Annotated in this window: 11 protein-coding genes; 9 read left to right on the forward strand and 2 right to left on the reverse strand. The window is 59.0% G+C overall.

Features of this window, described 5'->3' with window-relative positions; all coding sequences use genetic code 11:
• Positions 1-5 precede the first annotated feature (5 nt).
• The 3 genes from LSG25_RS04825 to LSG25_RS04835 all read left to right on the forward strand — a co-directional run bounded on the left by LSG25_RS04825 (position 6) and on the right by LSG25_RS04835 (position 3,883).
• Positions 6-1,148 carry a mandelate racemase/muconate lactonizing enzyme family protein gene (locus tag LSG25_RS04825; protein WP_232743575.1) on the forward strand — a complete coding sequence of 381 codons (1,143 nt, stop codon included), beginning with the start codon at positions 6-8 and terminating at the stop codon, positions 1,146-1,148.
• A gap of 273 nt (positions 1,149-1,421) precedes the next feature.
• Positions 1,422-2,222: an SDR family oxidoreductase gene (locus LSG25_RS04830; RefSeq protein ID WP_232743576.1), complete on the forward strand. Its 801-nt coding sequence runs from the start codon at positions 1,422-1,424 to the stop codon at positions 2,220-2,222.
• A 323-nt stretch (positions 2,223-2,545) separates the two neighbouring features.
• Positions 2,546-3,883: an MFS family transporter gene (locus tag LSG25_RS04835; protein WP_232743577.1), complete on the forward strand. Its 1,338-nt coding sequence runs from the start codon at positions 2,546-2,548 to the stop codon at positions 3,881-3,883.
• Between the two features lie 9 nt (positions 3,884-3,892).
• Here the strand turns inward: LSG25_RS04835 and LSG25_RS04840 are convergent, their stop codons facing one another.
• Positions 3,893-4,675, reverse strand: coding sequence for an SDR family NAD(P)-dependent oxidoreductase (locus LSG25_RS04840; RefSeq protein ID WP_370635951.1), 783 nt, complete (start codon positions 4,673-4,675; stop codon positions 3,893-3,895).
• Positions 4,676-5,015: 340 nt separating this feature from the next.
• Here LSG25_RS04840 and LSG25_RS04845 point away from each other — a divergent pair, with 340 nt between their 5' ends.
• From LSG25_RS04845 to LSG25_RS04870, 6 genes are all read left to right on the forward strand, one after another.
• Entirely contained in the window at positions 5,016-6,002 is a 987-nt protein-coding gene (locus tag LSG25_RS04845) for a DMT family transporter (protein WP_232743579.1), read from the forward strand.
• Positions 6,003-6,294: 292 nt separating this feature from the next.
• Positions 6,295-7,290 carry a tripartite tricarboxylate transporter substrate binding protein gene (locus LSG25_RS04850; protein ID WP_232743580.1) on the forward strand — a complete coding sequence of 332 codons (996 nt, stop codon included), beginning with the start codon at positions 6,295-6,297 and terminating at the stop codon, positions 7,288-7,290.
• 9 nt (positions 7,291-7,299) lie between these two features.
• Complete coding sequence (locus LSG25_RS04855; RefSeq protein WP_232743581.1) at positions 7,300-8,247, forward strand: D-2-hydroxyacid dehydrogenase family protein; 948 nt, start codon at positions 7,300-7,302, stop codon at positions 8,245-8,247.
• Between the two features lie 17 nt (positions 8,248-8,264).
• Positions 8,265-9,233 (forward strand): tripartite tricarboxylate transporter substrate binding protein, encoded by a 969-nt coding sequence (locus LSG25_RS04860; RefSeq protein WP_232743582.1) that lies wholly within the window; start codon positions 8,265-8,267, stop codon positions 9,231-9,233.
• A 28-nt stretch (positions 9,234-9,261) separates the two neighbouring features.
• Positions 9,262-10,056, forward strand: a complete 795-nt coding sequence (locus LSG25_RS04865) for an enoyl-CoA hydratase/isomerase family protein (protein WP_232743583.1) — start codon at positions 9,262-9,264, stop codon at positions 10,054-10,056.
• A 2-nt stretch (positions 10,057-10,058) separates the two neighbouring features.
• The gene (locus LSG25_RS04870; protein WP_232743584.1) at positions 10,059-12,149 is read left to right on the forward strand and encodes an acetate--CoA ligase family protein; all 2,091 of its coding nucleotides are present in this window, start codon (positions 10,059-10,061) and stop codon (positions 12,147-12,149) included.
• A 1,038-nt stretch (positions 12,150-13,187) separates the two neighbouring features.
• On the opposite strand, the gene LSG25_RS04875 is transcribed toward LSG25_RS04870, so the two are convergent.
• Positions 13,188-13,955, reverse strand: a complete 768-nt coding sequence (locus LSG25_RS04875; RefSeq protein ID WP_232743585.1) for an SDR family oxidoreductase — start codon at positions 13,953-13,955, stop codon at positions 13,188-13,190.
• Between the last annotated feature and the right edge of the window lie 24 nt (positions 13,956-13,979).

Below are 13,979 nucleotides of genomic sequence, written 5' to 3' on the forward strand. Positions count from 1 at the left end.
CTATCATGAAAATCCAAAACATCCTTGCAGTACCTATCTCGTTCCCGGTCCCTCCCGAACATTCCGTCACCCTGGGAATAGGCCGTAGCGTCAAAAGAGACGCAGTCCTTGTCCGGGTTGAAACCGACCAGGGCCTGGTAGGCTGGGGCGAATCCCATCATGGCCGCTGCCCCGGAGCCATTGCCAAATTACTGGAAACTACCATCAAGGAGCTGGCGGTGGGGCTCGATCCGATGGACGTCGTCTCGGTGGGCAGCAAGATCTACAGAATGCAAATAGCCAGCCATGGTATGGGCGCCGCAGCAGCACTGGCCTTGAGCGGCCTGGATCTGGCCTTGTGGGACATACGCTGTCAAGCTACCGGCCAGCCCCTGTACCGGCTACTGGGCGGCTCGTCCAGGCCTATCAAGGCATACGCCGGGGGTATCTCGCTGGGCTGGCAGGATCCCGCCAGCTTGGCGGCCGAAGCCCTGGGGCATCTGGATAAAGGCTACAAAGCGCTCAAGCTGAGAGTCGGGGATACCCCCCAAAGGGATATCGAGCGTGTCGCTTCCGTCCGCAAGGCCGTGGGTGATTCGATCGACATACTGGTCGATGCCAATACCGCTTACAGCCTGGAAGCCGTCCGCCAGACCATGCCGGCCTATCGCGAGCTGAATGTCGGCTGGCTGGAGGAACCGTTTCCAGCCCAGGACTATTATTGCTATGAAATGGCCAGCCGCTTCGCGACCATTCCGCTGGCCGCCGGTGAAAACCACTACACAAGATATGAATTCGAAGCCTTGCTCAATTCCAGAACAGTGGGATACGCGCAACCGGATTTATCCAAGACGGGCGGCCTGACCGAAGCCATGCGCATAGCGGCCATGGCCAGCGCCAAGAAAATCTCCGTCAATCCGCATACCTCGGCCACCGCTGTCAATATGGCCAACTCCATCCATTATCTATGCGCGCTGGATAACAGCGGCTATTTCGAAGCCGATGTAACCACTCTCAATCCGTTCCGGGACAAACTGTGCTCCGCACTGCCCTATGAGCTCGATGAAAATGGCTGTGTCAGCCCGCTGGAAGGACAAGGAATAGGGTTGGAAGTGGACCTGGAGTTCATCAAAAAACACCCGCTGATTGAAGGCCCATGCTATGTATAGAATGTAGAATGCCGCCACGAGTCGATGCGGGCAGACGTCCAAGTCTCGCCGGCGACTCCCCGCACGTGCAGGAAAGCTCGGTGTCGGCCAGGCGGTCCTTCAGAATAGGCAATCCCCTGCCTTCCTATGTCCCTCTCAATGCCCACCGAAATCGAATCGCACCGCCCCAGGCTATTGGATAGCCCATGAAAAAAACGAGGATGATAAGGCCGGCACCGATTACGATACGGCATGCGTAACTGCATCGATCAACATAGGCAAGGAGAAAATCAAATGGATCTCGGGATTGCGGGCAGAACTGCCCTGGTATGCGGAGCCAGCAAGGGACTGGGCCGAGGCTGCGCGCAGGCGCTGGTACGCGAAGGCGTCAATGTAGTGATTGTCGCGCGCGGCGCCGAGGCGCTAGAGGCCACAGCCCAGGCATTGCAGGCAACCGCCGATACCGTCGGCCCGACGCCGCCCTCTGTCAGGCACGTCGCGGCGGACATCACGACGGCCCAGGGCCGGGCTCTGGTCTTTAGCGTTCAGAAAGAATTCGATATTGTCGTCACCAATGCCGGCGGACCGCCTCCCGGCGACTTCCGCGACTGGGATCGCGATACCTGGATAGCGGCGCTCAACGCCAATATGCTCACACCCATCGAATTGATCAAGGCGACGGTCGATGGCATGGCGGCCCGCGGCTTTGGACGCATCGTCAATATCACCTCAAGTTCGGTAAAGGCGCCGATCGATATTCTGGGATTATCCAACGGAGCACGCAGCGGACTCACAGGCTTTGTCTCCGGCGTGGCGCGCAGCGCGATCGCCGCCAAAGGCGTGACGCTCAACAACCTTTTGCCCGGTTCCTTCGATACGGATCGTCTCAAAAGCGGGATGGAAGCTGTCGCGGGGAAGTTGGGGCAAGATCTGGCCACCGTGCGCGAGGCGCGTCAAAAAAGCATTCCGGCGCATCGCTTCGGTACCGCGGCCGAGTTCGGCGAAATTTGCGCATTCCTTTGCAGCGTGCACGCGGAATATTTGACAGGCCAGAATATTCTCGTGGACGGCGGCGCCTATCCAGGAACTTATTGACTCCCGCGGCTGGGCCGCCATACCCGGGTTTTCGCCTCGCCAGCGGATCCCCGACCCGCAATTAGACTTCCAATATTAAAAAAAAGTATACTTTTGCCGCAGTTCGCCCCTCCCGCGGCCGGCATCTTTCCTTATTCAGCCCAGGTACCCGGAACGCCATTTGTTGTCATCTGGCATGAACGAAAGGGAAAAACTCCATTGCCCTGCTTCACAGACAGTCTTGAGCCCTTCTTGCGAACGCAAGTAAGCAGGCCAGTTCTGTCCAGCAGATGTCGTCGGGCCCGTCGACTGCCTTGACACCTTAAACATTCAAACATTTACGTATGACCGCCAATAACCCCGCAAATTCCGCCGCCGCGATCGTGGCGGCGTCGCCCATTCCGCACTACACCGCTGAAGAAAAGCGCAAGCGCATCTTTGCCATCGTTGCCGCCTCGTCGGGCAATCTGGTCGAGTGGTTCGACTTTTATGTGTATGCATTCTGCGCCATTTATTTCGCCCACTCGTTCTTCCCGCAGGCGAACCCCACCGTCCAACTGCTCAACACGGCCGGTGTCTTTGCGGCAGGATTTCTGATGCGCCCGATCGGTGGCTGGCTGTTCGGCCGGATCGCGGACAGGGCCGGACGCAAGAATTCGATGGTGATTTCGGTCACGATGATGTGCGCGGGCTCGCTCGTCATCGCCTGCCTGCCCACCTATGCAAGCATAGGCGCATGGGCCCCCGCCCTGCTGCTGGTGGCGCGCCTGTTCCAGGGACTTTCGGTCGGCGGCGAATATGGCACCACGGCCACCTATATGAGCGAGGTGGCGTTGCGGGGCCAGCGCGGCTTTTTCTCATCGTTCCAATATGTGACCTTGATCGGGGGACAACTGCTGGCGGTACTGGTCATCGTCATTCTGCAGCAATTGCTCAGCGAGCAGGAATTGAAAGACTGGGGCTGGCGCATTCCATTTGTGGTCGGCGCCGTTACGGCCGTTGTCGCCCTGCTGCTGCGGCGCGGCCTGCACGAAACATCCACGGCCGATACACGCGGCAACAAGGAAGCGGGCACCCTGGGCGGTCTATTTCGGCACCACAAAGCTGCCTTCTTTACCGTCCTGGGCTTCACCGCCGGCGGCTCGCTGATTTTCTATACCTTCACCACCTATATGCAAAAGTACCTGGTCAACTCGGCCGGCATGTCAATCAAGACCGCCAGCTACGTGATGACCGCCTGCCTTTTTGTGTATATGTGCCTGCAGCCTCTGTTCGGCATGCTGTCCGATCGTATCGGACGCCGCAACAATATGCTGCTGTTTGGCGGGCTCGGCGCCCTGTGCACCGTGCCCATCATGCTGGCGCTGCACAGCGTCACGAATCCGGTCATGGCTTTCGTGCTGATCGTACTCGCACTGGCGGTCGTCAGCTTCTACACGTCCATCAGCGGGATTGTGAAAGCTGAAATGTTTCCGCCCGAGGTGCGCGCACTGGGGGTCGGATTCGCCTACGCGGTCGCCAATGCCATTTTTGGCGGCTCCGCCGAATATGTAGCGCTTGGCCTCAAGGCCCTGGGGCATGAGACCAGCTTCTATTGGTACGTGACGGCAATGATGGTGCTGGCCTTCCTGGTCAGCCTGCGCTTGCCGCGACAGGCCGCGTACCTGCACCACGATCACTGAGCCGGCGCATTACAGAAACATTCCGCCCGAAATCTCGATACGCTGGGCGTTGACCCAGCGGTTGCTGTCGAGGAACAAGGCGGCAATGGCGCCACCAATATCGTCCGCCTGGCCGGCACGACCCAGCGCTGTATTGGACGCGACGAAGCGATTGAGCTCCGCATTGTCCCGCACCGCTCCGCCGCCAAAATCAGTGGCGATCGCGCCCGGCGCGACAACATTGACGGCGATGCCGCGCGAGCCCAGTTCCTTGGCCATGTAGCGGGTAAGCACCTCGATGCCGCCCTTCATGGCGGCGTAAGCGGAGTATCCCGGCAGGCTAAACCGCGTCAGCCCCGACGACACATTCACAATCCGGCCATGGTCGGCCATCAGCGGCAATAGCTTTTGCGTCAGGAAGTACGGCCCCTTCAACTGAATATTCATCAGTTGATCGAACTGCTCTTCCGTCGTGTCGGCAAACGCCGCATGAATGCCGATTCCGGCGTTATTCACCAGAAAGTCGAAATTCTCGCGCTGCCACTGCCGGCTTAGCTCATGCCGGACCTGCGCGGCAAAGGCGTCAAAGGTGGCACTGAGGCCGACATCCAGTTGCAGCGCCGCCGCACGCCGCCCCGCCTGCGTGATTTCCGCGACAAGGGCTTGCGCTTCGGCCAGATTGCTGTGATAGGTAAGAATGACGTCGACGCCCTGGGCAGCCAGTTTCAAGGCGGTATTCTTGCCCAGGCCGCGGCTGGCGCCGGTTACAACTGCAATTTTGCTGCTCATACTGTGACTCCTTGCGTGATGCATTGATCGAGCAATCGGCCTATTCCTCGACGTCGGGCAATATCGCCGCCAGGCCATGCCGGCTGCCATTACCGTCACAACACCGAATATGGAACATAGGACCGGTCTGAAACCCGGCTCGCTCCATCAAGGCGTCGTGTCAGCGCCCTTTCAGACGATTCTCGACCAGATCCGCAATTGAATATACAGGATCTCCCCGTCTGGAAGAAAGCCTCTTTCCAGGTTTGCCAACTGCCAATTTACATCTAAGATAAGCCCGAGCCATCCAGCGTATGATTACCAGCCTTATTTCAAATAATTCATCCAGCCAGGTCCTCGCCCAGGCTGTCCGGGGGGTTTACTGATGTCTCGAGCGGATTCCGGCCTGTTTGCTGCGCCGACTGCTTCTTCCGACACGGCCCATGGCGCACGCGCGGCCGCGCGGCCCTTGGCGCAATTCCCGGGCTCCCGCCCCATCGCCGGAATCCTGGTGTTGATACTGTCCACCTGGGCTCTGTCGGGCCTCGATGCCAGCGGAAAATGGGTGATGGGCGCAGGGGTGCCGCTGCTTGTACTGTGCTGGGTGCGGTATGTCGTCCACCTGGCTCTGGTGCTGGCACTCGTGCTGCCCTCGCGGGGCGCGCGGGCGCTGCGCAGCAAGCGCATGCGCGACCAGGCCCTGCGCGGCGCAATCATGCTGGCGGCGACCTTGTCTTCTTTCATGACCTTGCGGCACCTGCCGCAGGCGGAAGCCACCGCCATCAATTTCCTGGCGCCGCTCATTATTCTTGCGCTTGCCCCGTGGATTCTGCACGAGCCCGCGCGCCTGTCCCGCTGGGTCGCGGCGGGGGTCGGCTTTGCCGGAGTCCTGATCGTTATCCGGCCCGGCGCCGGCCTGGACCCCGTCGGAACGGTATTCGGGCTGATCACGGCATGCGTCTTTGCGGCGCAATATATCGTGACGCGCCGCCTGGCAAACGACGATCCATTCACCACACTGATCTGGAGCGGCGCCGTAGGCAGTGTCTGCCTGACCATCGCCCTGCCCTTCATCCTGCCGTCGGCGATGCCCATGCTCGCATCGCTTGGCCCCTTGCAATGGGCAATACTGATCTCGACCGGAGCCTGGGGTTGCCTCGGGCATTTGCTGCAGATCCAGGCCTATCGGCAGGCACCGGCTTCAATGCTGGCGCCGTTCCTCTATTTCCAGATTGCCAGTGCCAGCGCTTTGGGCTGGCTGATCTGGGGCCAGTTTCCCGACGCGCTGAGCTGGCTTGGCATCGCCATCATTTGCGCCAGCGGCATCACCATCGGCATGGTCGAATGGCGATCGGCGCGCCGGCAGCAATAAGCGAACCGCAATGCCCGCCCTGCCTCAATCCCGCGCCATTCTTTGCGATTCGGCCAGCCGGCCAATCTCCGACGCCAGCGACAATAGCGGCTCGTTCAAGCTGGCGATGGCCTTGTCAAAAGGCTCATCAGAGAGCGATTCGATGTCGATTTTCCAGTCATATGCCTTGCGATAAACCTGCGGAATAGGCCGATGGATTACAGATTATATATTTCCACTTGATGGAAATAGCCTAGTGCCTGTGCTCACCAGGCTGCGTACACTGATCGACTCTACATGGAGAGACAGCACAATGAAGCAAACCGATTTCCAGCGACGCCAGTTCCTGCTTGGAGCCGCAGCCGTGATGACCGCTCCGCTTTTGCCAGGCATGGCAAAGGCAGCATCCGATAATTTTCCCGACCGGCCTGTAAAAATAATCGTGCCGTTCTCGCCCGGGGGGCCGACCGACCTCATGGCCAGAACCATAGGCAAGCCGCTGAGCGAAGATCTGAAGCAAGCCGTGATCGTCTACAACAAGCCGGGCGGCGGCGGCGCAATCGCGCTGGGCGAAGTCCGCAACGCCGCGGCCGATGGCTATACGCTGGCCTTCCCTTCCATCCAGGCGGTCACCAACCCAGCGCTACGATCCGACTTCCCCTTCGATATGGAGCATGATTTCACCGGCGTCACTGTGGTGGGTTACATCGCGCACATACTGGTAGTCAAGGCCGATTTCCCCGCCAAGACTCTCAAGGAATTCGTCGCCATGGCAAAGGCCAAGCCCGAGGCCTATTCATACGGTTCGTCGGGCAACGGTTCTTCCGGCAATCTGGCGATGGAAATGTTCAAGGACCGCGCCGGCATAACAGTGACACACGTCCCCTACCGCGGCTCGGGGCCTGCCGTGCAGGACATGCTGGCGGGGCAGATCCAGATCATGTTCCTGGATACGACCACGGCCATACCCTTGCTGCAATCGAAGAAACTCAGGGCGCTGGCCATCGCGCCCGCCAAACGCGTGTCTGTCTTGCCGGACGTGCCCACGATCGCGGAACAGGGCTATCCGGGTTTCGACATCCACGCCTGGTATGGCCTTCTGGCGCGTGCGGGAACTCCGCAATCCATCATCCAGAAAATCTATCGCAGTACGAAAAAATCCTTGCAAGACCCCAACGTCGTAAAAACTTTCCATTCCCTGGGAATCGAACCAGGCGGAAATACGCCCGCCGAGTTCAACCAGCTCATCAAGGAAGACCTGGTCGCATGGAAAGGCATCGTTAAAAAGCTGAATCTGAAAATCGAATAGGCGCCCGTCATGCACATAGTTATTCCCGACGACTACCAGGACTGCGTACGCACGCTTGACTGCTTTGCCAAACTCGCGCAACACCGCGTAACGGTGTTCAACGATTCGAGCAAGAACATCGACGTCCTGGCCGAACGTTTTCAGGATGCCGAAGCCATTGTGCTGACACGCGAACGCACCGCGCTGACAGCGGCGCTTCTGGAACGCCTGCCCAGCTTGAAACTGATCAGCCAGATCGGCAAAGTCGCCCAGCACATAGACCTCGATGCCTGCCGCCGGCTGGGCATTGCCGTCGCACAAGGCTCGGGATCGGGTGCGGCCACAGCCGAACTCACTTGGGCGCTGATACTGGCCAGCCGCCGCAATCTGGTGGCGGAAGCCAATCGGGTCAAGCAGGGGCTGTGGCAGGCGAGCCTGGGGCAACAATTAGGGGGACAGCGGCTCGGCATATGGAGCTACGGTCGAATCGGCAAGCAGATTGCCCAGTACGGCAAGGTGTTCGGAATGAGTGTATGGGTCTGGGGTGGGCTGGAATCGACGGCAAGGGCCCGGGAAGACGGCATCGATGTCGCCGAATCGCGCGATAAATTTTTTGCCGAAAGCGATGTACTCAGCCTGCACATAAGGCTTTCGGAACAAACCCGCGGCATCGTCACGCTGTCGGACTTGAAAAAGATGAAACCCTCTGCGCTGGTGGCCAACACCAGCCGCGCCGAGCTGATTGAAACCGGTGCGCTCGAGGCGGCGCTGAAAATCGGCACACCCGGGTTCGCCGCCGTCGATGTCTATGACGACGAACCTTTGGCCGGCCCAGGCCATCCCTTGGTCCAGTTGCCCAATGCCTTGTGCACGCCGCATCTGGGCTATGTTGAACGTGACAACTACGAGAACTACTTCGGCACCGCTTTCGACAATATCAATAATTTTGCCGCCGGCAACGCCACCAATCTGGTTTGAAAACCAAGGAGACTTCAATGCATTGCAAAACCCTGATCCTGGCCAGCGCCCTGTGCCTGACCGCCTTGTCCACCAGTCCCGCGAACGCTGCATTCCCCGACAGGCCGATCGACATCGTGGTGCCCTTCTCGCCAGGCGGGGGTACCGACCAGATATCCCGCACCATTGCCGACGGCATGTCCAAGTCATTGCACCAAACCGTTCTGGTCCTGAACAAACCCGGAGCCGGCACCATCATAGGAACGGGCTTCGTTGCAAAAAGCAAACCCGACGGCTACACCCTGGTCATGGCCACGTTCGCCCACGCGGTGAACCCCAGCCTGTATAAAAACATCCCCTACTCGACCGACAAGGACTTCACCCCCGTAGCCCTGATCGGCACCTCACCCAATGTGCTGGTGGTCAACAGCCACAGCCCTTACAAGAGCGTCAAGGACATTATCGACTATGCCAAGGCCAACCCCGGCAAGCTGACCTTCGGCTCTTACGGTACAGGCACCTCCGCCCATCTGGCGGCAGCCCTGTTCGAGAACCTCGCCAAAATCAAGATGACGCATGTGCCCTACAAAGGCAGCAGCCCGGCCATCACGGATCTGCTCAGCGGGCAGATCAATATGGTGTTCAGCACGGCGGCCAGTGTGGCGCAGTATGTCAACAGCGGGCAATTAAGGGCCATAGCCGTCACGTCGAAAAAGCGCTCTTTCGCCTTCCCCAAGGTACCCACCATTGCCGAATCAGGCCTGCCAGCCTATGAAGCGGAAAGCTGGTACGGCCTGCTGGCGCCAGCCGGAACGCCCCCCGACGTCATACAGAAATTGAATGCGGCGGCCCAACAGGCCATCAAATCAAAAGCCTTCCAGCAACGGATCGAACAAGAAGGCCTGAATGCCCATACTGGACAGCCCCAGGACCTGCAGGCATATATTTCAAGAGAAGAAAAGCTCTGGCACAAAGTTGTGCAAGACGCACACATTACTCTCGACTAACACACTTACTACCTCGTAAACCCATTACATGACTACTCCACACACTATCCGGCTGGACATCGAAAACGATATCGCGGTCATAACGCTGGCCCGACCGGAAAAACGCAACGCGCTCAACGACAGCATGCGGGAAGACTTGTTGACAGCGCTGCGCCAGGCCGCTTACGACACGTCCGTCAAAGCCCTGATCATTACCGGGAGCGGCCAGGCGTTTTGCGCTGGGGGCGATATCTCCGCCATGCAGGAACGAGCCGGAGCGCCCGCCGGGGAAATCGCGTTCAATGGCTGGAGCCGGCAGCAGAAAACCCACCAGGCCATTGCATTCCTCCATGCATTCCCCAAGCCGGTCATCGCGGCTGTCAATGGGGCAGCCACCGGACTGGGAGCGGACCTGGCCCTGAGCTGCGACTTTATCGTGGCCAGCGACGAGGCCACTTTTGCCTGGAGCTATGTGCTCAGAGGTTTGATACCCGATGGCGGCGGCATGTATTTCCTTCCTCGGCGGGTCGGCCTGAGTAAAGCTAAACAGCTTATCTTTTCGGGCAAGACCATTACCGCACAAGAAGCCGAACGAATCGGCGTCGCCGACCTGCTGGCGCCGGCGGAAACCCTGCTGGCCGAGGCCAGGAACCTGGCGCGCGAATTCACCGGCGGCTCCTCCGCCGCCATCGCGCTGGGCAAATCGATATTGAACAAGAGCTTCGAACTCGACGCCGAAACGATTTTCGCTCAGGGTAGCCAGGCCCAGGCCATCTGCTACACCACCGGCGAACACCAGCAGTCAATCGCTGCTTTTCTGAACAAAACCCAGCGGGGCCGCTAGCCATGGAAGCCATCAATCGTTTATGGAAGCCGCGCAGCATTGCGGTGATCGGCGCCTCGTCGGACGTGACGAAAACATCCGGAAAACCCCTGGCCTATCTGAAGAAACATGATTTCAAGGGCCAGATTTACCCTGTGAATCCAAGCGCGCGCGAGATTGCAGGCTTGCCTTGCTACCCGGATATCGCCTCGCTTCCCGAAGCGCCCGATGTGGCTATCGTCATGCTGAGCGCCGAAAAAGCCATACCCGCCGTACGCGCCCTGGCCGCCATCGGCACCGCAACGGCTATCGTACTGGCCAGCGGCTATGCCGAGCTTGGCGAAGAAGGCGCGAGACGGCAGGAAGAGCTGAAAAAAGCGGCCGGCTCCATGCGACTGCTCGGACCCAACACCATCGGGCTGGTCAATCTGACCGATAACATTCCACTGTCCGCCAGCGGCGCGCTGGAGGTCGACTCTTTGCCCAAGGGAAATATTGCACTCGTGTCCCAGAGCGGCGGTATCCTGGGCTCGCTGCTGTCGCGCGCCGCGACGCAGGGCATAGGGTTTTCGAAACTGGTCTCCACCAGCAATGAAGCCGATCTTGATCTGGCCGACTTCACCGATGCCCTGATCGACGACGAAGCCACAACGGTTATCGCCCTGTACATGGAAAGCCTGCGCAATCCGGATAAATTCCGCAAAATAGCAAAAAGGGCCCGCAGTGCCGGAAAACCCATAGTCGTCTTCAAGGTAGGAAGATCCGAATCCGGAGCGCGCTCCGCCGTCTCGCATACCGGCGCCATGGCAGGCTCCGACAGGATGTACGACGCGCTCTTCAAAGAAGCCGGCGTCATACGCGTTCAGGAATTCGCCGATCTGCTGAGCGTACCGCTGGGCTTATCGATTGGGCGCCCGCTCAAGGGCAACCGGATTGCCATACTGACATCCACCGGTGGAGCGGGCACGCTTGTCGCCGATAGCCTGGGCCTGGCCGGTTTCGACACTCCAGTGCCCGACGAGGCCACGGCGGAAAAACTGAGAAGCATCCAGAACGGCCAGCAAGCGGCACTGGATCGCAACCCTATCGACGTGACGCTGGCCGGGCTGGATCCGAAGCTGCTGCGCGGCGCCATCAGCACCCTCATGCTCAGCGACTCGTACGATGCCATCGTAGCGATCGTGGGATCTTCGGCCCTGGCCATGCCTACACTGGTTTCAAGCGCGATCGAGGACTGCCTGAGCCTGAACGGCAAACCGGTGTTCACCTATATCAGCCCCCATGCGCCGCATATCGCAGCCCAATTGAACCGGCTGGGCATTCCGGCATTTACGGCGCCCGAAACATGCGCATCGGTCTTCAAGGCTATGCTGGCCGCCAGCCAGGCGGCGCCCGAATATGAACCGACGCCCTCCACTACCCGCCAGCAGGAAAACATTCCGTCCGGCCCTTTGAATGAAACACAATCCAAGCAACTGTTTGCACGATTCGGCATTCCCGTTACCCGTGAAATCACTGTCGCCAATCCACAGGAGGCCGAACACGCCGCAAAAATTTTCGCCGGGCCGGTTGCCCTGAAGATGCTTTCCGATCAACTCACGCATAAAAGCGATGTAGGCGGTGTGATGCTCAATCTTCGGGCGGACACTATCGCTGAAGGCCTGCTCAAGATGCAAGACACGGTGCGCGACAAGACAGGCGATACACCGCAATCGTTTCTGGTGCAGGAAATGGCTGGAAACGGCGAGGAGCTGATTCTGGGGCTGGCCCGCGATCCCCTGGGCTGCGCCATACTGCTGGGCACGGGAGGCACAGCTGCCGAGCTGTTCAACGACACGGTGCTTGTAATGCAACCCCCAGACCGGGCCCTTACCAGGGTGGAGGCGGATTCCATGATACGAACGCTGAAGTCATGGCCGCTGCTGAACGGCTACCGAGGAAAGCCGCTGCGGGATACCGAAGCCCTGGTTTCGGCCATTGTCGGTTTCTCGGAAATGGTTCATTGCCTGGGGCCGCGCTTGCTGGAGGCCGAGATCAATCCGATTTTTGTGAAAGACCAAGGCCATGGGGTGCTGGCGGCGGATGGGGTTGTGGTTCTTGCGAAGGGCACTTAAAAATAAAGCCTGGCTAACGCATTTTTGGTTCAGGTGTTTTGGTTCAGATGTTTACGGGGGTGGACGCGTTTCCGTGACTTTTGTTTTGAGCTGCCTGTACTGGCTGGGGCGATGGTTTTGGACGGTGCGTTGCTGTGTAGGTGGCGGTTAATTCTATAAAGACGCCGCAGGGTGGGCGGTGCTGTGTAGTCCGGCACGTCCAGCGGTCGGCTAGCTGCGCTATCCGACTGCCCGGGTCTGCCTCGTCCAGGCGGGCGTCGGGCCAACTCGCAGTGCCTCGCATGCGAGGCACTGCTCAGACAGGGCCCGCCGAAAGCCCCCGCCTTCCCTTCGTCAGCACCCGGCGCTGGACTACCGCCGGACTACACAGCACCGCCCACCCTGCGGCTTGCGTTGAGGAAATGCATCGAGGTATATGTTGGGGAAGCCGCGTTGAGCCAATCACAGGCTACATTGAAGCGGTGGATGCTTTTAGTACATCCAGTCGTCAATCCATCGAGTCGTCAATCGAGGTAGATGTGGCCACGTGATGGAGGCATGAGTGCAGGCACGTTAACGGTTCTATGGGTGCAGGCCCGTTAACTATCGGTGCAAGCACGTTGATTCCAGGCATGCCATTACGCGAGCCGTCTATCGGGGCTTGGGGTCAGGACCGGCGTAAGGCGTGCGCCGGATTTAGCTCGGCAAGGCGGGGGTAGTCGGCGGGCGCTGTCTGAGCGTCGCCCCGCTCTGCGGGGCGACGCGAGTTCGCCCGACGCCCGCCTTGACGTGCTAAATCCGGATGAAGCACGCCGTGCCGGGCCTGACCCCAAGCCCCGATAGACGGCGTCTTTAAATACCAAAGCTGCCAAAACGTCGAATGCTGCAAACAACTCGAACCAAAAACGCCTCAACGCAGCCAGGTTTTATTAAAACCGAACTTCTATTTCTGAATATGCACCGTAGCCAGCAGTTTTTTGAAGTAGCCCGATTGCTAAGCCATGAAAACGCCGAACACGGACAAATTCTTGATTTTCAGGCTTATATCTTGAAACCTTTTTAAAGAACAGCCAGCATCCCGCCATCCACATAGATGATCTGGCCATTGACATAGTTGGATGCCCGGGATGCCAGATAAACCGCCGTACCGGCCAGTTCGTCGGGCAGGCCCCACCGGCCGGAAGGAGTTCGGCCCTTTACCCAGCTATCAAATTGCGGGTTGCTGATCAAAGCGGCATTCATGTCCGTTGCCATATAGCCCGGACCAATGGCATTGACCTGGATATTGTGTTGCGCCCATTCTGCAGTCATTGCGCGAGTCAGCATCTTGATGCCGCCTTTTGCCGTGGTGTACGGAGCGACTGTCGCGCGTGCACATTCGCTCATCAAAGACCCGATATTTATTATTTTTCCACCTTGCTTCCTGGCAATCATCCTTTTAGCGGCTTCTTTTCCCACCAGAAAAGCGCTGGTCAGATTCGTGTCGATCACGCGTTGCCATTCGCTTAACTCGAGATCCACCAGAGGCTTCCTGAGCTGAATCCCGGCATTGTTGATCAGAATGTCGATGATCAGCCCTTTGGCATCCAGCGTCTTGAAGGCCTCGACAACCGCTGTTTGATCGCTGACATCGAACAGCGTTTTTTCCGCCGCATAGCCCTTCGCATGTAAAGACTTGACCGCGCTGTCCAGTCTTTCGGCACTCGTGCCGTTCAGAACAATGGTGGCGCCATGAGCCGCCAAAGCCTCGCCAAAGGCGAAGCCAAGCCCCCTGGATGAGCCCGTAATCAGTGCGGTGGAACCGGTCAAATCAAATAAACCTGGCATTTTTCGAGCCTCACTCAATTATCT

The organism is Paralcaligenes sp. KSB-10 (assembly GCF_021266465.1).
Lineage (GTDB): Bacteria > Pseudomonadota > Gammaproteobacteria > Burkholderiales > Burkholderiaceae_B.